Below are 21,516 nucleotides of genomic sequence, written 5' to 3'. Positions count from 1 at the left end.
CAAGGAGAGAGTCGATGACGGTGATCAATGCGCGTGGGCGACGTCTGAAGCACTGGGGCGCAGCCCTGGTGATGGTGGCACCGCTGCTGGGAATGTCAGGCGTGGCCAAGGCGGCGCCTGATGGCTTCGCCCCGGCGACTCACCCGGAAACGGCCAAGCTGGTCGACGAGCTGGTGGCCAAGGGGCTGGATCGCGATCGCGTGACCGAGCTGATGAATCAGGCCGATTACAGCCAGAAAGTGCTGGATGCCATGTCGCGTCCGGCGGAAGGTCATCTGCGCTGGGACCAGTACCGCGCCATCTTCATGAAGCAATCACGCATCGAAGCTGGTGTGAAGTTCATCGCCGAGCATCGTGAAACCTTCGATCGCGCCCAGGCCGAGTATGGCGTGCCGCCGGAAGTCATCGCCGCCATCATCGGTGTCGAGACCTTCTTCGGCAAGCACACCGGCACTCACCGCGTGATCGATTCACTGTCCACGCTGGCCTTCGATCACCCGCGTCGCGGCAAGTTCTTCCGTGGCGAGCTGGCGGCCTTCCTGCAGCTGACGATTGAGCAGGGCATTGACCCGCTCTCCATCAAGGGTTCCTACGCCGGCGCGATGGGCTATCCGCAGTTCATCCCGACCAGCTATCAGGCCTATGCGGTCGATTTCGATGGCGATGGCGTGCGTGATCTGTGGCACAACCCGGTCGATGCCATCGGCAGCGTCGGCAACTACTTCGCGCGTCATGGCTGGAAGGCCGGTGCGCCGGTGGTCAGCGCCGCGGATGGCCCCGGGACGCCGCCGTCCTCCGTCACCTTCAACAAGACCAAAAAGCCGTATATGAGCGTTTCCGCGCTCGAGGCGGCCGGTGTCCAGGTGGCAGACGACGTGGCCGGCAATACCCAGGTGATTCCGTTGGCGCTGGACCTGAAACAGGGCTATCGCTACGCCGTCGGCTACGACAACTTCTACGTCATCACGCGCTACAACCACAGCCACATGTATGCGATGGCCGTGGATGAGCTCTCCCGGGCGATCAAGCGTCGTCTCGAGGACGGAGGTGCGGGATGAGCTGGTCACGTGCGCTACCGCTGACCCTCGCGCTTGCCCTGCTGGCCGGCTGTGCCAGCAGTGGGGGTGGCACCCAGGTCAGTGATGGTGCCTCGGCGAGCACCGGCAAGAAGGCGGGCAAGAACAGCCGCTACGAGATGGACAGCGATGCCTATCCCGATGATGCGCCGGATGTCTCGGCGGTGCCCGATGAGGTGCCACGTGTCGAACCCTATACCCGCAGCGGCAATCGCAGCGAGTACGAGGTATGGGGCAAGACCTATCACGTGATGGATGATCCGCGCGGTTACGTGGCCGAGGGCACTGCTTCCTGGTATGGCAAGAAGTTTCATGGCTACGCCACCGCCAGTGGCGAGATCTATGACATGTACACCATGACGGCGGCCCACAAGTCGCTGCCATTGCCGACCTATGCGCGTGTCACCAATCTGGACAATGGCAAGCAGGTCATCGTCAAGGTCAACGACCGCGGCCCCTTCCATGAAGACCGCCTGATCGACCTGTCCTACAGCGCTGCGTGGCGCCTGGATATGCTGGGCCATGGCACCGGGCACGTGCGTGTCGAGACCCTCGACGCCACGACCTGGAAGCCGGGCCCGAGCCCGACCCAGGGCACGGCAGAGTCCGAGCGTCTGCTGGCGCGCAGCCAGGCGGTACGCCGCGAGCAGGGCATTGCCGGCCTTGACGCGATGCAGGCAACCGGTGGTTCCGTGGCCTCGAGCGCTTCCGGCGCGAGCGTTGCCGCCAAGCCCGTGGTAGCCTCTGCTGCGCCGAGCAGCACGTCCTCCGTGGCGAACGGGGAAGCCACCTTCCTGCAGGTCGCGGCGGTCAGTGATCTGAGCAAGGCCGACAGCATTCGTGCCAGTGTCAGCTCCCGTCTGGGACGACCGACTCGTGTGCTGGGCAGCGGCGACCTCTACAAGGTTCAGGTCGGCCCGCTGGAAGACAATGTCCGTATTGAATCGCTCAAGTCGGCGCTGGCCGATGCTGGCTATGCCGGGGCCTTCAGCGTCACGGCAGAGCGATAAGGGCCGCAGGCCCGTTTTCATCCATCATGCGCTTCGTGAAGAGGCGCAACCTGGCCGAGGCGCAAGCCTCGGCTTATGCATGAGTGTCAAAGAGATTCCAACATGTCCCTGAAAGCCCGACTTCTTCCTCTTCGGCGTCGATTCTCCGCGCTGATGGCGGCCAGCGGCATTGCGCTGTTCGCAGGCGTTGCCGCCACCCCGGCCCATGCCATCGAGACGGATACCCTGATTCCGGCGGCGCCGCAGCTTGCGGCTTCTTCCTGGATCCTGATGGACGCCAATTCCGGGCGCATCCTGGTCGAGCACAATGCCGACAAGCGCCTGCCGCCGGCCAGCCTGACCAAGATGATGACGGCCTACCTGGTCGAGAGCGAGATGGACGACGGCAAGCTGAGCCCGGACGAGAAGGTCCGCATCAGCGTCAATGCCTGGAAGACGGGTGGCTCGCGCATGTTCATCCGCGAAGGCACCAGCGTCACCGTCGATGACCTGCTGCACGGTGTCATCATCCAGTCCGGCAACGACGCCAGCGTCGCGCTGGCCGAGCGTATCGGCGGCAGCGAAGGTTCCTTCGCCGACCTGATGAACCAGCACGCCAAGCGTCTGGGCATGAAGAACACCCACTACATGAACGCCACTGGCCTGCCGCACGCGGAGCATTACTCCACGGCGCACGACCTGGCGATTCTGGCGCGTCGCATCATCAAGGACTACCCGGATCACTACGAGATCTATTCCCAGAAGTACTTCACCTGGAATGGCATCAAGCAGCCGAACCGCAACAAGCTGCTGTGGCGTGACAAGGATGTCGATGGCCTCAAGACCGGCCACACCGAAGAAGCCGGCTACTGCCTGGTGGCATCCGCCAAGAAGGAAGATACCCGCCTGATCAGTGTCGTGATGGGCACCAAGTCCGAAGAGGCGCGTGCGCAGGAATCCCAGAAGCTGTTGACCTACGGCTTCCGCTACTTCGAGAGCAAGAAGCTCTATGACAAGGGCGCGGTGCTCAACCAGGCGCGTGTCTGGGGTGGTGAGAAGGACCAGGTGCGTCTGGGCATGGCTCAGGACGTCTTCCTGACCGTGCCGAGTGGTCAGGCTGACAAGCTGACCGCGCGTCTTGATCTCAAGGACACCATCAAGGCTCCGGTTCAGGCCGGCGAGCAGTACGGTACCCTGCAGATCAAGCTGGACGACAAGGTGCTGGCCGAAGAACCGCTGGTCGCACTGGAGCCGGTGGAGCAGGGCGGCCTGTTCAAGCGTCTGTGGGATGCCCTGATGCTGTTCTTCCACGGTCTGTTCAACTGAGTCAGTCGTCTGGCTGTGTGAAGTGACGCGGCCGATGACATGATTCAGTGATGGCAGTGGGGCGCGCGTGCTGGCGGTGCCAGGCGCGCGCCCCTGAATATCGCGGTCGTGTACTCAACAAAGGGCGATCCGGCTGACGGATCGCCCTTTGTTGAGTAGAATGGTCGGAAATAGAGTTACCTGAAGGGCTATCCCCATGGCCAAGACGCCAGCAGCTGGTGGGCAGACGCCCCCGAAGATTGAATTCCCGTGTGATTTCTCCCTCAAGATCGTCGGAACCGCCGCAGAAGATCTCGTCGAAGTGGTCTGCAATATCCTGGAAGTGCATGCGCCGGGCTTCGATGCGACGGCCATCACCTGGCAGGACAGCAAGAACGGCAACTACCGCAGCATCCGTGTGGTGATCCGTGCCACCGGTACCGATCAGCTGGATGCGCTGCACCGTGACCTCAAGGCCACCGGTCGCATCCATATGGTGCTGTGATCCAGGCATGAAACGCTGGATTTCCTTGTCTTGCGCCTTGATGACAGGAGCGCATGCATGAACACGATTCACGTCTACCACCTCGGCCTCAAGGCCTATGATGAGGTGTGGTCGGCCATGCGCCACTTCACCGATACGCGTGCGGCCGATGCGCCGGACGAGCTGTGGGTGGTGGAGCACCCGCCGGTCTTTACCCAGGGCCAGGCAGGCAAGCCGGAGCATCTGTTGATGCCGGGCGACATTCCGGTGGTGCAGACCGACCGTGGCGGCCAGGTGACCTATCATGGGCCCGGCCAGCTGGTGCTCTACCCGCTGCTCAACGTCAAGCGGGGCGGCATCGGCGTTCGCCAGCTGGTGACGGCGCTGGAAGAGACGGTGGTGGCGGCGATGGCCGAGCATGGCATCGAGGCCTATCCGCGTCCGGACGCGCCTGGCGTCTATGTGAAGAAGTCGGCGCAGCGTGGCGATGACCCGCGTCGTTCGATGGAAGAGGCCAAGATCGCCTCGCTGGGACTGCGCATCCGGCGTGGTTGCAGTTTCCATGGCGTGGCGATCAATCTGGACATGGACCTCGCGCCCTTCGGGCGCATCAATCCCTGCGGCTATGCCGGCATGGCGATGACCCAGCTGCGCGATCTCGTTCGCGCACCGGTGGATCTTGCCAGCGAGCGTGACCGCCTGGTGCGTTGTCTGGGCGCAAGCCTGGGCGATGTGACCCTGACTCCGGTGAGCGGCCTGCCCGCGGCACTGGCTGACATTTCTCGAACAGCAGGACAGAACTGATGACCGAGACCATCGCTACCACGAAGCCCGCTCCCTCCGCTGCTCCTGCCCGCAAGGAGCGTGGCGTGAAGCTGCGCGGCGCCGAGAAGGTTGCCCGCATTCCGGTCAAGGTGATTCCCACCGAGACCTTGCCCAAGAAGCCGGACTGGCTGCGTGTGCGCATGCCGGCCTCGCCGGAAGTCACGCGCATCAAGCAGACGCTGCGCAAGCACGGCCTGCACACGGTCTGTGAAGAAGCCTCCTGCCCGAACCTGGGCGAGTGCTTCAGCGGCGGCACCGCGACCTTCATGATCATGGGTGACATCTGCACCCGTCGTTGCCCGTTCTGCGACGTGGCGCACGGTCGCCCCAGCGCGCTGAACGCCGACGAGCCGCGCGAGCTGGCCGAGGCCATCGCCGAGATGCGCCTGAATTACGTCGTCGTGACCTCCGTCGACCGTGATGACCTGCGCGACGGTGGCTCCAACCACATCGCCGAGTGCATCCGCGAGATTCGCGAGAAGTGCGACGGCACCGAGATCGAAGTGCTGGTGCCGGACTTCCGTGGCCGCATGCAGGTCGCGCTGGACGTGCTCGAGCAGACGCCGCCGGACGTCTTCAACCACAACCTGGAAACCGTGCCGAGCCTTTACCGTCGCGTGCGTCCGGGCGCCGACTACCAGTGGTCACTTGACCTGCTCAAGGGCTACAAGGAGCGTCGTCCGGAAGTGAAGACCAAGTCCGGCCTGATGCTGGGTGTCGGTGAGACTGACGAGCAGGTGCTCGAGGTCATGCAGGACCTGCGCAACCACGGTGTCGACATGCTGACCCTGGGTCAGTACATGCAGCCGTCGCGCAATCACCTGCCCATCGACCGCTGGGTGCACCCGGATACCTTCGATTGGCTCGGCCAGAAGGCGCGCGAGATGGGCTTCTCGCATGTCGCCTCTGGCCCGCTGGTGCGCTCTTCCTATCACGCCGACAAGCAGGCGCACGGTGTGGAAGTGAAGTAAGCCGCACTGCTGACATGCCGTCAGTTGCCTGAACGAAAAAACCGCCATGGAGCTTGTCTCCATGGCGGTTTTTTCATGTGGCTTGCGTCATCAGGACGCTATGTTCATTGCTCGGTCGCCAGCGGCAGGCAGGCCACGCTGTGCCCGGGGATGGGCTCCATCGGCGCGCTGAAGTGAGCATTGAGCTCCGGCAGCAGCTCGCGCACGAAGCGCAGGAACAGCTCGGTGACCGGCGTGGGGTAGCGGTCCTTGGGGTAGACGGTGCACCAGCTGCGTCTGAGCGGGAAGCCCGGCAGTGAGGGCGAGGCCAGCAGGCCTGAGGCCAGCTCGAGCTGAACCGACAGTCGCGGCAGGATCGCCACGCCCAGGTGCGCCATCACGCCTTGCTTGATGGCCTCATTGGAGCCCAACTCCAGCGTATGGCGCAGCGAGACGCGCTCGCGTGCGGCGAACTCCTCGAAGGCGGTGCGTGTGCCGGAACCGGGTTCACGCATCAGCATGTAGTACTGCGCGAGGTCTTCCAGGGTGATGCCCTTGACCTCCAGCAGCGGATGACCGGGCCAGACGACGGGGATCAGCTCGTTGTCGAGAATCGGCATGAAGGCGAGGTTGGCGTCATCCGGCACCATGCCCATGATCACCAGATCATCGCGCCGCTCGGCGAGGCGCTCGAGCGCCTGACCGCGATTGCAGACGCGCAGACGCACCGAGACTTCCGGATACCGCGCCCGGAAGCGCGCCAGAATATGCGGCACCACGTACTGAGCGGTGGACACGGCCGCCAGATTGAGCTCGCCGCGGATGGTGCCAGCGATCTCCGACAGCTCCATCTGCAGGCTCGAGACCTCGCCGAAGATCGACTGCACCGAGTTCGCCAGGGCGTCAGCCGCCGGCAGGATATGCAGCGTCTTGCCGGCATATTTGAACAGCGATTGCTCGAGTGCCTGCTCCAATTGGCGAATCTGGGCACTGACGGCGGGTTGCGTCAGGCCAAGTTGCTCGGCCGCACGGGAGTAGGACTGTTGGCGATGAACCGCTTGGAACACCTGTAACTGTCTGAAAGTTAAGCGATTCAACAAGTTTGGACGCGACATGACACACCCAGTCATAAGGTTTTACTTATAGATTGGCAAAAAAATATCAACTTTTCTATTGGTCTCTCGCTGGGTAGCGTGGAACGCATGCTACCTCGTGTCTGTCAGCGCCGTTGTCGCGTCTGGCGGTCAATGACAAGCGCACGACCAGAGCACCACAACAAGATCACGCGTCACGTCCGGGAGAGTCACCATGTTTCGCAAGTTGCTGATTGCCAACCGAGGGGAAATCGCAGTGCGCATTGTACGCGCCTGTGCCGAGATGGACATCCGCTCAGTCGCTGTCTACACCGAACCTGATCGTTTCTCCTTGCACGTCAAACGCGCCGATGAAGCGCATTTCATCGGCGAAGACCCGCTGGCCGGCTATCTGGATGCCCGCCGCCTGGTCGATCTCGCGCGCGAGACCGGCTGTGACGCCATCCATCCGGGCTACGGATTCCTGTCGGAGAACGCCGAATTCGCGGCCATCTGTGAAGCGGCGGGTATCGCCTTCGTGGGGCCGGCCAGCAGTGTCATCGCCCGCATGGGTGACAAGACCCAGGCCCGCGATGCCATGAAGGCGGCCGGCGTGCCGGTGACGCCGGGCTCGGCCGGCAATCTGGCCGATGTCGAGGAGGCGCTGAGTGTCGCCGAGCAGGTCGGCTACCCTGTCATGCTCAAGGCTACCTCAGGCGGTGGGGGGCGCGGTATCCGGCGTTGTGATGATGCTCATCAGCTCGAGCAGGCCTGGGGGCGCGTGATCTCGGAAGCCACCAAGGCCTTCGGCAGTGCCGATGTGTTCCTCGAGCGTTGCGTGGTCGACCCGCTGCATATCGAGGTGCAGATCCTGGCCGACAATCACGACAACGTGATTCATCTGTTCGAGCGTGACTGCTCCATCCAGCGTCGCAACCAGAAGCTGATCGAGATCGCCCCCAGTCCGCAGCTGACACCGGAGCAGCGCTCCTACGTCGGCGAGATGGCGGTACGTGCCGCCCGCGCCGTCGGCTATCGCAACGCCGGTACCGTGGAGTTTCTGGTCAAGGGCAACGAGATCTACTTCATGGAGATGAACACTCGCGTGCAGGTGGAACACACCATCAGCGAGGCCATCACCGGCGTGGACATCGTGCGCGAGCAGATCCGCATCGCCTGGGGCCACAAGCTGGCCTTCCGTCAGGAAGACATTCGCCATCACGGCTATGCGATCCAGTTCCGCATCAACGCCGAGGACCCCAAGAACGACTTCCTGCCAAGCTTCGGGCGCATCACGCGCTACTACGCGCCGGGCGGGCCTGGCGTGCGTACCGATACCGCGATCTATACCGGCTACACCATTCCGCCGTATTTCGATTCCATGTGTCTGAAGCTCATCGTGTGGGGGCTGACCTGGGAAGAGGTCATCAATCGTGGCTCACGTGCCCTCAATGACATGCGTCTGCAGGGCGTCAAGACCACGGCGCCTTACTATCAGGAAATCCTCAAGCACCCTGATTTCCGCAACGCGCACTTCGATACCGGCTTCGTGGCCGCCCACCCGGAATTGACCCAGTACTCGGTCAAGCGCCTGCCGGAACAGACAGCGCTGGCGATCGCGGCGGCCATCGCGGCTCACGCCGGTCTCTGATGCGCACCTGATGCCCCTGATGTCGTGAATCTACCCTGAGCTTCCCCCGGTTCACGTAGCCAACAATTAGAAGGACCCCAGACATGACAGCTGCAACCCCCAACACCCCCGCCGTCGATCACGCCGAGCGCGTCAAGGTCACCGAAGTCGTGCTGCGCGATGGCCACCAGTCATTGATCGCGACCCGCATGCGCACCGAGGACATGCTGCCGATCGCCGCGCGCCTCGATCAGGCCGGTTTCTACAGTCTCGAAGTGTGGGGCGGCGCGACCTTCGATGCCTGCGTGCGCTTTTTGAAGGAAGACCCCTGGGCGCGTCTGAAGGCGCTCAAGGAAGCCATGCCCAATACCCCGCTGCAGATGCTGCTGCGCGGCCAGAACCTGCTCGGCTATCGTCACTATGCCGATGACGTGGTGGAGGCCTTCGTCGAGCGCGCCGCGGCAGGTGGCATCGATATCTTCCGTGTCTTCGATGCCCTGAATGACCTGCGCAACATGGAAACCGCCATGCGCGCGGTCAAGAAGGCCGGCAAGCACGCCCAGGGCACCATCTGCTACACCGTGAGTCCGGTGCATACGCTGGAGATGTACGTCGAGCAGGCGCGCAAACTGGTCGAGATGGGAGCCGATTCCATCGCCATCAAGGACATGGCCGGCCTGCTGACGCCGTACGCCACCTACGACCTGGTCAGCGCGCTGGTCGAGGCGGTCGAGGTGCCGGTCCATCTGCACAGCCACGCCACGGCAGGCCTGGCGCCGCAATGCCAGATCAAGGCCGTCGAGGCGGGCTGTCGCCACATTGATACCTGCATCTCGGCCTTCGCCGGCGGCACCAGCCATCCGGCCACCGAATCCTTCGTGGCCTCGCTGCGCGGCACCCAGTGGGATACCGGCCTTGAGCTGGAGTCGCTGCGCGAGATCGGCGATTACTTCCACGAGGTGCGCAGCAAGTACTCATCCTTCGAGAGCGAATTCACCCGCGAGGATGTCTCGGTCCAGATCAGCCAGATTCCCGGTGGCATGATGTCCAACCTGGCCAGCCAGCTGAAGGAGCAGAATGCCCTGGAGCGCATCCGCGAGGTGTTCGATGAGATCCCGCGTGTGCGTGCCGATCTCGGCTATCCGCCGCTGGTCACCCCGACCTCGCAGATCGTCGGCACCCAGGCGGTGCTCAACGTGCTGACCGGCGAGCGCTACAAGAGCATCACCAACGAGGTGAAGCGCTATCTGCAGGGCGGCTATGGCCAGGCGCCGGCACCGGTCAACGAAGAGGTGCGCTCGCGTGCCATCGGCAACGCGCCGGTGGAAGTCGGGCGCCCGGCTGACCTGCTCGCGCCGGAGATGACGCGCCTCACCGAGGAGCTGGGCGAGCTGGCCGAGTCCCCCGAGGACGTGCTGACCTTCGCCATGTTCCCGGAGCTGGGACGTGACTTCCTCAACGAGCGCCGCGCCGGCACGCTCACACCGGAAATCATCCCCCAGGGCGAGGCGGAACGTCCGGTGACCTCTGGCGTGCCGACCGAATTCGTCATCGACGTGCACGGCGAGTCCTACGCGGTGCAGATCACCGGCGTCGGCGGCGCCAAGGGCAGCAAGCGTCACGTCTATCTGACCCTGGACGGCATGCCGGAAGAGGTGGTGTTCGAGGCCAAGGACGATTACGTGGCGGGCGGCCAGAGCGGCGGACGTGCCAGCGCCTCGGCGCCGGGCCATGTCACCACCGCGATGCCGGGCAACATCGTCGAGGTGCTGGTCGCGGTCGGTGACAGCGTCACCGCGGGCCAGTCGGTGCTGATCAGTGAGGCGATGAAGATGGAGACCGAGATCGCCGCGCGTGTCGACGGTACCGTCAAGGCCATTCATGTGACGCGTGGCGATCGTGTCACGCCGGGGGAAGTGCTGATCGAGATCGCGTGATGCCAGCGGCGGCGAGGTTGCAAAATCTGACCGCCGTCACCATCTGACAGCTATACGATCACCAGGGGCGGCCGGGCATCTTCGAGGCTCTGCCGTCCTTTCCTGTGGAAGGACCAACATGGCAACACATTTCGAGCAGGTTCCCGGCCTGAGTGAGCAGATCGACCCGGCCACCCGTGGCTACGTCTTCAACCAGACCATGCTGCGCATCAAGGACCCCGAGCGCAGCCTGGATTTCTACACCCGCGTGCTGGGCATGCGTCTGGTGCGCAAGCTCGACTTCCCGGAAATGCAGTTCAGCCTCTATTTCCTCGCCTACCTGGATGACGACCAGGCCAGTGAAGTGCCCGGTGATGACCTGAAGCGCACCACCTACACCTTCGGGCGTGAGGCGATGCTGGAGCTGACCCATAACTGGGGCACCGAGAATGACCCGGACTTCGCCTACCATGACGGCAACGCCCAACCGCAGGGCTTCGGCCATATCGGGGTCAGCGTGCCGGATGTCTATGCGGCTGCCGAGCGTTTCGAGTCGCTGGGCGTCGAGTTCGTCAAGCGCCCCGACGATGGCAAGATGAAGGGTCTGGCCTTCGTGAAGGACCCCGATGGCTACTGGATCGAGATCCTGCGCGCCGATACCTTCGAGCGTCAGGCCAACGGCGAAGCCTGAGGCAGGCCGCCGCTGTAAAGAACCGCCACCACCGGCATGCCCGGGGTGGCGGTTTTTCGTTTATGCGAAACTCCGCGTTGTAGGGGTGTCAGCGGCATTCGCTTGCTGCAATGATGATGTCTGACTGACACTCGCAAGGCGCTCATTATTGATGGTCCTTGAGATCGATGGACCTCGAGAGGGACGGCCCTTGAGATCGATCGCCCATGACGAAAGAGGAGACAGCTATGTCGGAGAATGCACAGCGGTTGAGCGGCAAGGTGGCGGTAGTCAGTGGAGCTTCACGCGGGATCGGCGCCGGGATCGCGCAGCGCCTGGCGGCGGACGGCGCTCACGTCATCGTCAACTATCGCAGCGACAGTGATGGCGCCTTGCAGGTCGTGACGGATATCGAGTCGCGGGGCGGCAAGGCGATCGCCGTTCAGGCCGATGTCGGTGTCAGCAGCGACGCGGCACAATTGTTCACCGAAGCCCGGCGCGTGTACGGCGGGGTGGATATCCTGGTCAACAATGCCGGCATGAGCATCTACAAACCCATCGCCGATTTCACGGATGACGACTTCGCCAACCTGATGCAGGCCAATCTGACCGGCTCCTTCAATCTGATGCGTGAGGCGGCGCGGCATCTGCGTGATGGCGGACGCGTGATCAACATGTCCACCTCGGTGACGCGGCAGATGTTCGCGACCTACGGGCCCTATGCGGCTTCCAAGGCCGCGGTGGACCAGCTGACGCGGGTGCTGGCCAAGGAAGTCGGCGAGCGAGGCATCACGGTCAATGCCGTGGCACCGGGCCCGACGGACACCGGCCTGTTTCGTCACGGCAAGAGTGAAGTGACCATCGAGCGCCTCAAGGGCATGGCGGCGCTGGGGCGCATTGCGGACCCGCAGGATGTCGCAGCCGTCGTGGCCTGGCTTGCCAGCGAAGATGCCGGCTGGGTGAGTGGCCAGGTCATCGGTGCCAATGGCGGCTTTGCCTGAGGTCACCGAGGTGGGTTTTGCCTAACACCGCCCATGTTTGCGGCTATGCTGTTGTCAGGATGAGGTTTGTTCAGACATTGGCATGAGGGGCTGGTATGAAGGTGACAGCTAGCGAAGTCCACGGCGATATCTCGCCGCAGGGCGTGATCCCGGCTCCCGATGGTTTGCGCGTGGGCTATCCCGGGCACCTTGGGGGTTACTCGCGCGAGTGCGCGCTCAAGCTCTATGCCAACGACGCCCAGCTCAAGGCTTACGCAGGCATCGATGAGGTCATCAGGGCGCTGGCGGAAGGCGAGATCGATACCGCCGTGGTGCCCTGGTCGCGTGGGCATCAGCGTCCGGTGCGCACCACGCATCAGGCGCTGGCATTCTGGACGGGCATCTGCGTCGAGCGGCGCGTCTTCCGTGCCATCAGTCTCAGTCTGCTCGGGCCGCCCGGGGCTTCGCCGTCGGCGGTGAGGCGTATCGTGGCACGCGAGGCCCTGTTCGAAGAGTGCGATGTCTGGTTGCAGCAGAACCTGCCGGAGGTCGAGCGGGTGGAGTGTCTGCACATGGCGGATGCGCTGGACATGGCAGAGAGTCGCAGCGATACGCTGGCCATCGCGCCGCCATCGCTGGCGCGCCGCCCGGGGCTTGTGTGCCTCGCCCAGCGCATCGAGGATGATCCCGGCCGTGTGGCGCAATTCGCGGTACTGAGGCGTGATCACGCGCGGGTGCGCGGCCAGTGCTTTTCCTGTGATGCCACGGTGGATGAAGGGCAGGGCAACGCCGTGCTGTCCGGTGCCAGCGAGCCCGCCGGGTGAGGGTCGCCGCTCGGCCCTGAGTTCCGTTATGCTGAAGGCCATTCGTCATCAGAGGCCTTTTGCATGGTGTCTTCCGACCAGCGCTCATCTACATCCTCCGCATCCTCTACACCAGAGACGCAGGACGCCGCGACTTCATCCGATGTCGCGGCGTCCAGTGTGGTGCAACGCATTCCTGCCGCTCCCGCCGAGTGGAAGGCCCCCGGCGAGCTTGATGCCCGCCTGCCGGTGCGGCCGGCCGTGGTGCCGGTCTCGCTGCCGACGGCCGGGCTGATCATCGTCGATGAGATCAACGGCTTCTGTCAGGTCGCAGGCGGTGCGCTGGCGCCTCAGGCGCCCAATGCCCAGGTCAGCAGGATGGTCGCCCTCAGCGATACGCTGGCGCGAACCTTCAGTGAGCGCAATCGCCCCTTGCTGGCCTTCATTGATTCTCATGCGCCGGGCAAGCCGGAGCCGCCTTATCCCGCCCATTGTGAGCAGGGCAGCGGCGAGGATGAGCTGGTGGCGGAACTTGCCTGGCTAGAGGAGGAGCCGCAGGCCACCTTGGTGCGCAAGGACTGCATCAATGGTTATGTCGGCGCGATTGATCCCCATACCCAGGTCAATGCGCTGCAGGAGTGGGTGAGCGACGAAGGACTGGAAACCTTGGTCGTGGTAGGCATCTGTACCGATATCTGCGTGATGGACCTGGTATTGACGTTGCTATCGGCGCGCAATCACGGCCTGCTGGGCAAGGTGCGTGACATCGTGGTGCTGGAGCCCGGCTGTGCCACCTACGACCTGCCGGCCGAGGTGGTCGCGCAGCTGGGGCTCCCCGATACGGCGACGCATCCCCAGGCAGACAGTCATCACATCGGGCTTTACTGCATGGCGGCGCGTGGTGCGGTGATCGCCAGTCAGCTTGAGCTGACTTCTTGAGCTGACCTGTTGAGCGGATGTCGTGAGCTGTTGTTGCGGTCTGCTGCTGTGGGCTGCTGTTACGGCATGAACCGCAGCGTCCCCAGAGAGAGGAAGAGCAGGGGTGGTGGTAGGAAGGCAGAAATTTCGTCAGAGGCCGCGCAGGCAATACTGCCCGTCTGCGCAAAAGGTAGTTTGATTACAACATCTGGCCATGAAAACGCCGCCTCTCTTGCGAGCAGGCGGCGTTTTCATGGGGCGACATCCAGCGTCATTCAGGCGCGGGTGCTGACCCAGTCATTGGCGTCCGGCACGGCCACTTCGACTTCCTCGGAGATCAACTTCGAGTGGAAGAGGAAGTCCGCGCTGGCCGCATTGCTGGCGACCGGCACGTTCCACAATGCCGCCAGGCGCAGCAGCGCCTTGACGTCAGGGTCGTGCGGCATCGGCGCGAACGGGTCCCACAGGAAGACCAGCAGGTCCAGATTGCCTTCGGCGATGCGCGCGCCGATCTGCTGATCACCGCCCAGCGGGCCGCTCAGCAGGCCCTCGACCTCGAGGCCCAGCTCCTTGCTGATGCGGCGGGCTGTGGTGCCCGTGCCCAGCAGCTGGTGGCGGGACAGCTCATCGCGCCAGCGATTGGCCCACGCCAGCATTTCATCCTTCTTGCCATCGTGCGCCACCAGCGCAATGCGCTTGCGTGCTGGCAGGGTGCGCCGTGCCTGGCGCTTGGGTCGTTGTTCGCTCATTCCCTGACCTCCTGAGGATGGGGCAATGTCGCTGGCCTCCCTCCCTGAAAGGCCCGGGGCGGGAGGCCAGCGAGGCCGATCAGTCGATGGTGCTGCCGACAGTGACGATCTTCATGGTGTTGGTGCCGCCATGTGCGTTCATCTGGTCGCCACGGGTCAGGATCACCAGGTCACCGCGAGTCGCGATGCCGCGGGCTTCCAGCTCCGCGATGGCGCGACGATTGATTTCCGCCGCCGGCAATTCGCTGGAATCGAAGGGCAGTGACACCACGCCGCGGTAGAGGGCCATGCGACGCTGGGTCTTCTGGTCCTGCGCCAGGCCGACGATGGGCAGACCGGAGCGGATGCGCGAGGCGATCAGCGGGGTATAGCCGGATTCCGTCATGCACACGATGGCCACGACACCGGTCAGGTGGTTGGCGGCATACATCGCGGACAGCGCGATGGTCTCGTCGGTCTTGCTGAAGCCTTCGTGGATGCGGTGCTGGGATTCCTGCGCGGCACGCTCACGTTCGGCGCCCAGGCAGACGCGATCCATGGTCTCGATGGTCTCGACCGGGAAGTCGCCGGCGGCGGTCTCGGCCGACAGCATCACGGCGTCGGTGCCGTCGAGCACGGCATTGGCGACGTCGAAGACTTCGGCGCGGGTCGGCAGCGGCGCGCTGATCATGGATTCCATCATCTGGGTGGCCGTGATGACCACGCGATTGAGGCTGCGCGCGCGGCGGATCATGCGCTTCTGCACGCCGATCAGCTGAGCATCGCCAATCTCGACGCCCAGATCGCCACGCGCCACCATCACGCCTTCACTGGCGAGGATGATGCCATCCAGCACGGCGTCGTCGGCCACGGCTTCGGCGCGCTCGACCTTGGCGATCAGGCCGATGTCACGACCTTCCTCGCCCAGCAGTTCACGTGCCAGCTGCATGTCGGCGCCGCTGCGCGGGAAGGACACGGCCAGATAGTCGACGCCGATATCGATGGCGGTCTTCAGGTCAGCCTTGTCCTTGTCGGTCAGGGCTTCGGCAGACAGGCCGCCGCCTTGCTTGTTGATGCCCTTGTTGTTGGACAGCTTGCCGCCGACCTTGACGGTGGTGTGGATCTCGTTGCCCTTGAGCTCATTGACCTCAAGCACCACACGGCCATCGTCGAGCAGCAGCACGTCGCCCGCGACCACGTCATCGGCCAGTTCCTGGTAGTCACAGCCGACACGCTCGACGGTACCTTCATCACGGCCCAGGCCGATATCGAGGATGAACGGCTGGCCTTCGCTCAGCTTGACGGCGGTATCCTTGAAGCGCGCGATGCGGATCTTCGGACCCTGCAGGTCGCCCAGCACGGCGACGCTGCGGCCCTGGGCGGCGGCGGCCTGACGTACGGCCTCGGCGCGCATGCGGTGATCTTCGGGGCTACCGTGGGAGAAGTTGAGGCGTACCACATCGACTCCGGCACGAATCATCGCGTCGAGCACACCCGGCTTGTCACTGGCAGGGCCGAGAGTGGCGACAATCTTGGTGCGGCGGATCGGGCCGTTGAACGCGTGCGGCATGAAAGCATACTCCTTGAACACTGGCGTGATGGACTGGCTGAAAACGCAAACCAGGTTGTTGTCATTTTACTACATTGAAGGCTGAAAGGGAGCCTGTCGAGTATCGTCGGCTGTCGTTGTCCATTCTCGTGATCACGATCGGGACTGCAAGGGGTGACGTGAAGTATGCCGAGCGATTGTTGCGAATACGTTGTCGCGGGTACGCGGACATGGGCTGGGGCGCTAGGGTATGCCGCGCTGCGCCATGCGGGCGCGGCCCGTCATTTCGACGCCTGACGGCCAGGCGTCGCATGCTCTCTGCGGCAGCGTCGTGGTGACCGCCCCGTCACGCCAATGTCCGCCGGCTGGCTTTCACTGACAGCCATTCCAGTGCTACCTATATAGTGGCAATACCCTGCTGGGCGAAATTTCCGCGCATCGGCCCAGCGCAGACCGTGCACCGGCCCCATGTATCGGGCCCGTTGACCGCTGCCATGCGCTGATGACCTATGCTCAAACCCGGCTCGGATGCCGGATTGCCACGACCACATGCCTGATGGCTGTCGATGTCATTCGGCGCAAGCCGCACGCTGACATGGCGGGTGGCATGGCAGGTCTCGAGGTTGTCGCAGAGGCGACCTGTCGAGCCGCCTTGTCGAGGCGTCAGTCTCAACATTGCTGGTCAGCGCTGAAATGCTGGGGTAGGGTAGGCGCATTTTTCGGCTGGGACAAAACCCAGCGCGACGAGTCATTCGCCGGCGCAATCAGCGCCGGCCAGGAGATGCGAGCAACCATGGGCAAGTCACTGGTGATCGTCGAGTCGCCCGCCAAGGCCAAGACCATCAACAAGTATCTCGGCAACGACTTCGTGGTGAAGTCGAGTGTCGGGCACATCCGCGACCTGCCGACCAGCGGTAGCGGCAAGCAGGCCACCGACCCCAAGGAACGTGCCCGTCAGGCGGCGGAGACTCGCAAGATGTCGCCCGAGGTCAAGGCGGCTCACAAGGCGCAGAAGGCCAAGACCCAGTTGATCCGCCGCATGGGGGTCGACCCGGAGAATGGCTGGGAGGCGCATTACGAGATCCTGCCCGGCAAGGAAAAGGTCGTTTCCGAGCTGACGCGTCTGGCCGAGAAAGCCGACACCATCTATCTCGCGACGGATCTGGACCGCGAAGGTGAGGCGATTGCCTGGCACCTGCGCGAGACCATCGGTGGCGACGATTCGCGTTACAAGCGCGTGGTGTTCAACGAGATCACCAAGAAGGCGATCACGGCGGCCTTCGATGAGCCGGGCGAGCTGAAGATGGATCGCGTGCATGCCCAGCAGGCACGCCGCTATCTGGATCGCGTCGTCGGCTTCATGGTCTCGCCGCTGCTGTGGGCCAAGGTCGCTCGTGGTCTGTCCGCCGGGCGTGTGCAGTCGGTTGCCGTGCGTCTGATCGTCGAGCGTGAGCGCGAGATCCGCGCCTTCATCCCCGAAGAGTTCTGGGATGTCCACGCTGAGCTGGCCGCCGCCAGTGGTGAAGCGATCCGTTTCGAGCTGGCGCGTCAGGATGGCAAGGCCTTCCGTCCGACCAGCGAGAAGGAGACGATGGACCGCATCGCGGCGCTGCGCACGGCCAAGCTCGCGATCACCAATCGTGAAGACAAGCCGACGCGCTCCAAGCCGAACGCGCCGTTCATCACCTCGACCCTGCAGCAGGCGGCCAGTGGTCGTCTCGGCTTCTCGGTCAAGAAGACCATGATGATGGCCCAGCGTCTCTACGAGGCGGGTTACATCACCTACATGCGTACCGACTCGACCAATCTGTCGGCGGACGCGGTGGCCACGGCGCGCGACTTCATCAGCGAAGAATACGGCAGCAACTACCTGCCGGAAGCGGCCAACGTCTACTCCAGCAAGGAAGGCGCCCAGGAAGCGCACGAAGCGATTCGTCCTTCCGAAGTGTCGCGCCGCGCCACCGATCTCGCCGGCATGGAGCGTGACGCCGAGCGCCTGTATGAGCTGATCTGGCGTCAGTTCGTGGCCTGTCAGATGCTGCCGGCCGAATACCTGTCCTCCACGCTGACCATCGAAGTGGATGGCTACGAGCTGCGCGCCAAGGGCCGTGTGCTCAAGTTCGACGGTTACACGCGTGTCATGAAGCCGATGGGCAAGAAGGAAGAGGACCAGTCGCTGCCGGACCTCGCCATCGGTGAGAAGCTGGACCTGGTCGAGCTGCAGCCGCTGCAGCACTTCACCAAGCCCACGGCGCGTTACACCGAGGCCAGCCTGGTCAAGGAGCTGGAGAAGCGCGGTATCGGTCGTCCGTCCACCTATGCCGCCATCATCTCCACCATCCAGGACCGTGGCTACGTGGCGCTGGAAAACCGTCGCTTCTATGCCGAGAAGCTGGGCGATATCGTCACCGATCGCCTCAGCGAGTCCTTCAAGGACCTGATGGACTTCGGCTTCACGGCGCGCATGGAAGACTATCTCGATGAGGTGGCCAACGGCGGGCGCAACTGGCGCGAGCTGCTGGACACCTTCTACGCCGAGTTCAAGGCCGAGCTGGACCACGCCCAGTCCGAAGAGGGCATGCGTCCCAACCAGCCGGTGCCGACGGACATCGCCTGCCCGACCTGTGGGCGTGAGATGCAGATTCGTACCGCCTCGACCGGGGTCTTCCTGGGCTGTTCCGGCTACAACCTGCCGCCCAAGGAGCGCTGCAAGACTACCATCGATCTGCTGCCGGGCGATGAAGCCGTGGCGGCCGATGCCGGTGAAGATGCCGAGACGGATGCGCTGCGCGCCAAGCGTCGCTGCCCGATCTGCGCCACCGCGATGGACAGCTACCTGATCGATGAGCAGCGCAAGCTGCACGTCTGCGGCAATAGCCCGGACTGTGTCGGTCATGAGGTCGAGGAAGGTCAGTTCCGCATCAAGGGCTACGATGGCCCGGTGATCGAGTGCGACAAGTGCGGCTCCGACATGCAGCTCAAGACCGGGCGTTTCGGCAAGTACTTCGGCTGCACCAACGAGAATTGCAAGAATACCCGCAAGCTGCTCAAGTCCGGTGAGGTGGCGCCGCCGAAGATGGACCCGATTCCGATGCCGGAACTTGCCTGCGTCAAGGTCGAGGACCACTACGTGCTGCGCGATGGCGCCAGTGGCCTGTTCCTGGCGGCCAGTCAGTTCCCCAAGAATCGCGAGACGCGTCCGCCGCTGGTCAAGGAGCTCAAGGCGCACGCCGACGAGCTGCCGGAGAAGTATCACTTCATTCTCGAGGCCCCGGATCAGGACCCGGACGGACGTCCGGCGCAGATTCGCTTCTCGCGCAAGGTCAAGGCTCAGTACGTCATGACCGATGAGGAAGGCAAGGCGACCGGTTGGAAGGCGACCTACGACAACGGCCGCTGGGTCGTCGAGGACAAGCGCAAGGGAGCCAAGAGCTGATGAGCCAGCGTGCCCGTACCAATCAGCTGCTGTATCAGGCTGAGTTGCTGCTGGCCCAGTCAGCAGCCTCTGGCGACGATGAGCATGCCGTGGCGCGTCGCATGGCCGGTGAAGAGGGCGCGCTCGCCCTGCTGGAGCTGGCGCTGGCGTCATTGCTGGAAGAATGTGCCGTGACGGCGCGCTGGCCGCAGGGTAGCTGGCGCGAGCGCCTGGCGTCGCCGCCGACGCCCATCGCCGAGGTCGAGCAGCTGCGCAGCCTGCTGGAGCGCCCCGACAGCTGGTTGTCTGAGCTGGTCGCGGATGTGACCCGCCTGCATGAAGAGGGCGGCGTCGCTCGCCGCGAGGAATCGCGTTCGCGTGGTGATGGTCTGATCATCGCGGCAGCCTCGAGCGCCTCGCTGGCCGAGCGTCTCAGCGCCGCCATCACGGCATTCAAGGCGCTGCTGCCGCAGCTGCGCGAGTCGAGTGTCGAGTGGTAGGTCAAGGCGTTGATCTGGTGCTGCACGCTGGTGATGACTGGCGCATGGCAATCGGGTGACGTTTCGCCTTCACGGGTGCTAGACTGATCGCATTGTGGCAAGCCCTGCATTCTCCGGTACGACCATGGCTCTGGCTGTGGTCGTACTTTTTTCTGCGTCGCTGATGGCAACGCGGTGCCGGGCTTGCCAGCCGTCGCGCTGACGATTACAACGACGCCGGTATCTCGCGAGATGCCGTGCAGGAGGAATGACGTGTCCGATCCCGCCGTACTTGAAATTGTGCAAATGGAAGATGGTGAAGTGATTCTGCGCGCCGCGGAAAGCGAAGGTGAGCCGCTGCTCAGCATTCGCATTTCGGACGAGGCTGCTGATCTGCTGCGTGACAATCGTTTCGAGGTCGCGCGTGAGATGATCGACCACGCCATCACCCGGACTCGCCTCTGGGATGGCGAAGAAGACGAGGACGAGCAGTCAGAAGGCATCGTGCACTGATTCATCGCTCGTGCTTCGCGCACAAAAAAACCCGCCTCGAGGCGGGTTTTTTTTGTGCAATGCGTGCGGCTTTTCTGCTGCTCAGAACTCTGCGAGAAAAGCGCTGCTGGTCAAGGCCTCAGTGCAGGCCACCATCGCGGATGACGCCCACCCCGAGACCCTCTATCTCCAGGCTGTCCGTGCGCAGGTCGACCTTGATCGGCGAGAAATCCTCGTTCTCGGCTTCCAGCCACACGTAGTGCCCGTCACGGCGGAAGCGCTTGACGGTGACCTCATCCCCCAGACGTGCCACCACGATCTGCCCGTCACGCACGCTGGTGGTGCGGTGCACGGCCAGCAGGTCGCCTTCCAGAATCCCCACATCCTTCATCGACACGCCGCGCACACGCAGCAGGTAGTCGGCAGCCGGCGAGAAGTAGTCGCTCGGCAGCGGACAATGACGGTCGATATGCTCGCTGGCAAGAATCGGGCTGCCGGCGGCCACTTCCCCGATCACCGGCAGGCCATCGTTGGCGCTGTCGTCGACGTCAGCCAGCGACGGCACGCGAATGCCGCGTGAGGTGCCTGGCACCATCTCGATGGCGCCCTTGCGCTTGAGGGCGCGCAGATGCTCCTCGGCGGCATTCGGCGAGCGGAAGCCCAGCGCCTGGGCGATTTCGGCCCGCGTCGGCGGGTAGCCAGAGGACTTGATGGTCTTGATGATGAAGTCGAAGACATCCTGCTGGCGCGGAGTAAGCGGCTGGGTCATGGCATTGCCTTTGGCCTGGGCGGCATCTTGAGCTGACGGCACGGGGTGTGCATCCATACAACTGTCATTGTATCCAGTCATGGCGGTCATGCAAGGCATCGTGGCTTGCGTGGTGGCCTCAAAGGGCAGGTAGTCGCCGGCTTATCGCTGCCTGGCGACTTTTCGTGCCGATATCCGAGGCATTCTTTCTTGAAGGGAATGTCTGGAAGTGAATGCCTGGAGGTGAATGTCTGGAGATGAATGTCTGGAGATGAATGTCTGGAGATGAACCCGGCCTGGCTCTGGCGGGGTGGTCAGTCACCGAGCATGACGAGCCCTTGAATCGGGATGGTCAGCGCTGAGGGAATATCAGGCTTGGCTAAACCTCTGGCGTTTGAAACGCGAGAGAATTGTCAGTCATGGCATGGCGCGCTAGAATCAAAGCGTTTCAAACGAATGTTCGCCGATGGTAGTGCTCACGGGTGT

At 63.6% G+C, this 21,516-nt stretch carries 19 protein-coding genes; 15 read left to right on the top strand and 4 right to left on the bottom strand.

The genetic code is table 11. The features are described from left to right. The first annotated feature begins 14 nt into the window (after positions 1-14). The 6 genes from mltB to lipA all read left to right on the top strand — a co-directional run bounded on the left by mltB (position 15) and on the right by lipA (position 5,650). Positions 15-1,058, top strand: coding sequence for a lytic murein transglycosylase B (gene mltB, locus IZU87_RS00435; protein ID WP_225347665.1), 1,044 nt, complete (start codon positions 15-17; stop codon positions 1,056-1,058). Next, positions 1,055-2,086, top strand: coding sequence for a septal ring lytic transglycosylase RlpA family protein (locus IZU87_RS00430; RefSeq protein ID WP_213113364.1), 1,032 nt, complete (start codon positions 1,055-1,057; stop codon positions 2,084-2,086). The genes mltB and IZU87_RS00430 overlap by 4 nt, the downstream gene beginning before the upstream one ends. A 102-nt stretch (positions 2,087-2,188) precedes the next feature. Continuing rightward, on the top strand, positions 2,189-3,391 hold the full coding sequence (locus tag IZU87_RS00425; protein WP_054555032.1) for a D-alanyl-D-alanine carboxypeptidase family protein: 1,203 nt from the start codon (positions 2,189-2,191) through the stop codon (positions 3,389-3,391). A 196-nt stretch (positions 3,392-3,587) separates the two neighbouring features. Next, positions 3,588-3,875, top strand: a complete 288-nt coding sequence (locus IZU87_RS00420) for an HP0495 family protein (RefSeq protein ID WP_043331948.1) — start codon at positions 3,588-3,590, stop codon at positions 3,873-3,875. A gap of 57 nt (positions 3,876-3,932) precedes the next feature. Beyond that, complete coding sequence (lipB, locus tag IZU87_RS00415; RefSeq protein WP_082388119.1) at positions 3,933-4,658, top strand: lipoyl(octanoyl) transferase LipB; 726 nt, start codon at positions 3,933-3,935, stop codon at positions 4,656-4,658. After that, on the top strand, positions 4,658-5,650 hold the full coding sequence (lipA, locus tag IZU87_RS00410) for a lipoyl synthase (protein WP_213113363.1): 993 nt from the start codon (positions 4,658-4,660) through the stop codon (positions 5,648-5,650). The genes lipB and lipA overlap by 1 nt, the downstream gene beginning before the upstream one ends. 104 nt (positions 5,651-5,754) lie before the next feature. Here lipA and IZU87_RS00405 read toward each other — a convergent pair whose 3' ends face one another. Then, positions 5,755-6,744 carry a LysR family transcriptional regulator gene (locus tag IZU87_RS00405; RefSeq protein WP_043331946.1) on the bottom strand — a complete coding sequence of 330 codons (990 nt, stop codon included), beginning with the start codon at positions 6,742-6,744 and terminating at the stop codon, positions 5,755-5,757. Between the two features lie 193 nt (positions 6,745-6,937). Between IZU87_RS00405 and IZU87_RS00400 the strand changes: the two genes are divergently transcribed. The 6 genes from IZU87_RS00400 (at position 6,938) to IZU87_RS00375 (ending at position 13,640) form a co-directional block, all read left to right on the top strand. Next, positions 6,938-8,353 carry an acetyl-CoA carboxylase biotin carboxylase subunit gene (locus tag IZU87_RS00400; protein WP_043331944.1) on the top strand — a complete coding sequence of 472 codons (1,416 nt, stop codon included), beginning with the start codon at positions 6,938-6,940 and terminating at the stop codon, positions 8,351-8,353. Positions 8,354-8,436: 83 nt separating this feature from the next. Continuing rightward, positions 8,437-10,269, top strand: coding sequence for a sodium-extruding oxaloacetate decarboxylase subunit alpha (oadA, locus tag IZU87_RS00395; protein ID WP_213113362.1), 1,833 nt, complete (start codon positions 8,437-8,439; stop codon positions 10,267-10,269). 118 nt (positions 10,270-10,387) lie between these two features. Further along, on the top strand, positions 10,388-10,939 hold the full coding sequence (gloA, locus tag IZU87_RS00390) for a lactoylglutathione lyase (RefSeq protein ID WP_166019255.1): 552 nt from the start codon (positions 10,388-10,390) through the stop codon (positions 10,937-10,939). A gap of 227 nt (positions 10,940-11,166) precedes the next feature. After that, entirely contained in the window at positions 11,167-11,919 is a 753-nt protein-coding gene (locus IZU87_RS00385; RefSeq protein WP_213113361.1) for an SDR family oxidoreductase, read from the top strand. A gap of 95 nt (positions 11,920-12,014) precedes the next feature. Then, positions 12,015-12,722: a prephenate dehydratase domain-containing protein gene (locus tag IZU87_RS00380; RefSeq protein WP_213113360.1), complete on the top strand. Its 708-nt coding sequence runs from the start codon at positions 12,015-12,017 to the stop codon at positions 12,720-12,722. A gap of 63 nt (positions 12,723-12,785) precedes the next feature. Next, the gene (locus tag IZU87_RS00375) at positions 12,786-13,640 is read left to right on the top strand and encodes an isochorismatase family protein (RefSeq protein WP_213113359.1); all 855 of its coding nucleotides are present in this window, start codon (positions 12,786-12,788) and stop codon (positions 13,638-13,640) included. Positions 13,641-13,894: 254 nt separating this feature from the next. Here the strand turns inward: IZU87_RS00375 and IZU87_RS00370 are convergent, their stop codons facing one another. Continuing rightward, a complete protein-coding gene (locus IZU87_RS00370) occupies positions 13,895-14,368 on the bottom strand; it encodes a methylglyoxal synthase (protein WP_054555025.1) in 474 nt (157 codons plus the stop codon). A gap of 79 nt (positions 14,369-14,447) precedes the next feature. Next, on the bottom strand, positions 14,448-15,917 hold the full coding sequence (gene pyk / locus IZU87_RS00365) for a pyruvate kinase (protein ID WP_043331933.1): 1,470 nt from the start codon (positions 15,915-15,917) through the stop codon (positions 14,448-14,450). A 772-nt stretch (positions 15,918-16,689) separates the two neighbouring features. Here pyk and topA point away from each other — a divergent pair. The 3 genes from topA to IZU87_RS00350 all read left to right on the top strand — a co-directional run bounded on the left by topA (position 16,690) and on the right by IZU87_RS00350 (position 20,303). Further along, positions 16,690-19,332: a type I DNA topoisomerase gene (gene topA, locus IZU87_RS00360; protein WP_107335351.1), complete on the top strand. Its 2,643-nt coding sequence runs from the start codon at positions 16,690-16,692 to the stop codon at positions 19,330-19,332. Beyond that, complete coding sequence (locus IZU87_RS00355) at positions 19,332-19,811, top strand: DUF6586 family protein (protein ID WP_213113358.1); 480 nt, start codon at positions 19,332-19,334, stop codon at positions 19,809-19,811. The genes topA and IZU87_RS00355 overlap by 1 nt, the downstream gene beginning before the upstream one ends. A gap of 252 nt (positions 19,812-20,063) precedes the next feature. Then, positions 20,064-20,303, top strand: a complete 240-nt coding sequence (locus IZU87_RS00350) for a hypothetical protein (protein WP_052384340.1) — start codon at positions 20,064-20,066, stop codon at positions 20,301-20,303. A gap of 118 nt (positions 20,304-20,421) precedes the next feature. On the opposite strand, the gene lexA is transcribed toward IZU87_RS00350, so the two are convergent. Continuing rightward, positions 20,422-21,051, bottom strand: coding sequence for a transcriptional repressor LexA (lexA, locus tag IZU87_RS00345; protein ID WP_166019261.1), 630 nt, complete (start codon positions 21,049-21,051; stop codon positions 20,422-20,424). Positions 21,052-21,516 lie beyond the last annotated feature (465 nt).

The organism is Cobetia sp. MC34, assembly GCF_018340035.1.
Lineage (GTDB): Bacteria > Pseudomonadota > Gammaproteobacteria > Pseudomonadales > Halomonadaceae > Cobetia > Cobetia amphilecti.
The sequence above is the reverse complement of the archived record's forward strand: the minus strand, read 5'-3'. Positions and strand labels throughout refer to the sequence as shown.

Bases quoted from the DNA above. Each gene is read 5' to 3' on its own strand.
- IZU87_RS00425 (WP_054555032.1), top strand. From the start codon at position 2,189: ATGTCCCTGAAAGCCCGACTTCTTCCTCTTCGGCGTCGATTCTCCGCG.
- pyk (WP_043331933.1), bottom strand. From the start codon at position 15,917: ATGCCGCACGCGTTCAACGGCCCGATCCGCCGCACCAAGATTGTCGCC.
- gloA (WP_166019255.1), top strand. From the start codon at position 10,388: ATGGCAACACATTTCGAGCAGGTTCCCGGCCTGAGTGAGCAGATCGAC.
- IZU87_RS00430 (WP_213113364.1), top strand. From the start codon at position 1,055: ATGAGCTGGTCACGTGCGCTACCGCTGACCCTCGCGCTTGCCCTGCTG.
- IZU87_RS00405 (WP_043331946.1), bottom strand. From the start codon at position 6,744: ATGTCGCGTCCAAACTTGTTGAATCGCTTAACTTTCAGACAGTTACAG.
- topA (WP_107335351.1), top strand. From the start codon at position 16,690: ATGGGCAAGTCACTGGTGATCGTCGAGTCGCCCGCCAAGGCCAAGACC.
- IZU87_RS00370 (WP_054555025.1), bottom strand. From the start codon at position 14,368: ATGAGCGAACAACGACCCAAGCGCCAGGCACGGCGCACCCTGCCAGCA.
- IZU87_RS00400 (WP_043331944.1), top strand. From the start codon at position 6,938: ATGTTTCGCAAGTTGCTGATTGCCAACCGAGGGGAAATCGCAGTGCGC.
- oadA (WP_213113362.1), top strand. From the start codon at position 8,437: ATGACAGCTGCAACCCCCAACACCCCCGCCGTCGATCACGCCGAGCGC.
- IZU87_RS00420 (WP_043331948.1), top strand. From the start codon at position 3,588: ATGGCCAAGACGCCAGCAGCTGGTGGGCAGACGCCCCCGAAGATTGAA.
- IZU87_RS00355 (WP_213113358.1), top strand. From the start codon at position 19,332: ATGAGCCAGCGTGCCCGTACCAATCAGCTGCTGTATCAGGCTGAGTTG.
- lipA (WP_213113363.1), top strand. From the start codon at position 4,658: ATGACCGAGACCATCGCTACCACGAAGCCCGCTCCCTCCGCTGCTCCT.
- lexA (WP_166019261.1), bottom strand. From the start codon at position 21,051: ATGACCCAGCCGCTTACTCCGCGCCAGCAGGATGTCTTCGACTTCATC.
- IZU87_RS00375 (WP_213113359.1), top strand. From the start codon at position 12,786: ATGGTGTCTTCCGACCAGCGCTCATCTACATCCTCCGCATCCTCTACA.
- lipB (WP_082388119.1), top strand. From the start codon at position 3,933: ATGAACACGATTCACGTCTACCACCTCGGCCTCAAGGCCTATGATGAG.
- IZU87_RS00380 (WP_213113360.1), top strand. From the start codon at position 12,015: ATGAAGGTGACAGCTAGCGAAGTCCACGGCGATATCTCGCCGCAGGGC.
- IZU87_RS00385 (WP_213113361.1), top strand. From the start codon at position 11,167: ATGTCGGAGAATGCACAGCGGTTGAGCGGCAAGGTGGCGGTAGTCAGT.
- mltB (WP_225347665.1), top strand. From the start codon at position 15: ATGACGGTGATCAATGCGCGTGGGCGACGTCTGAAGCACTGGGGCGCA.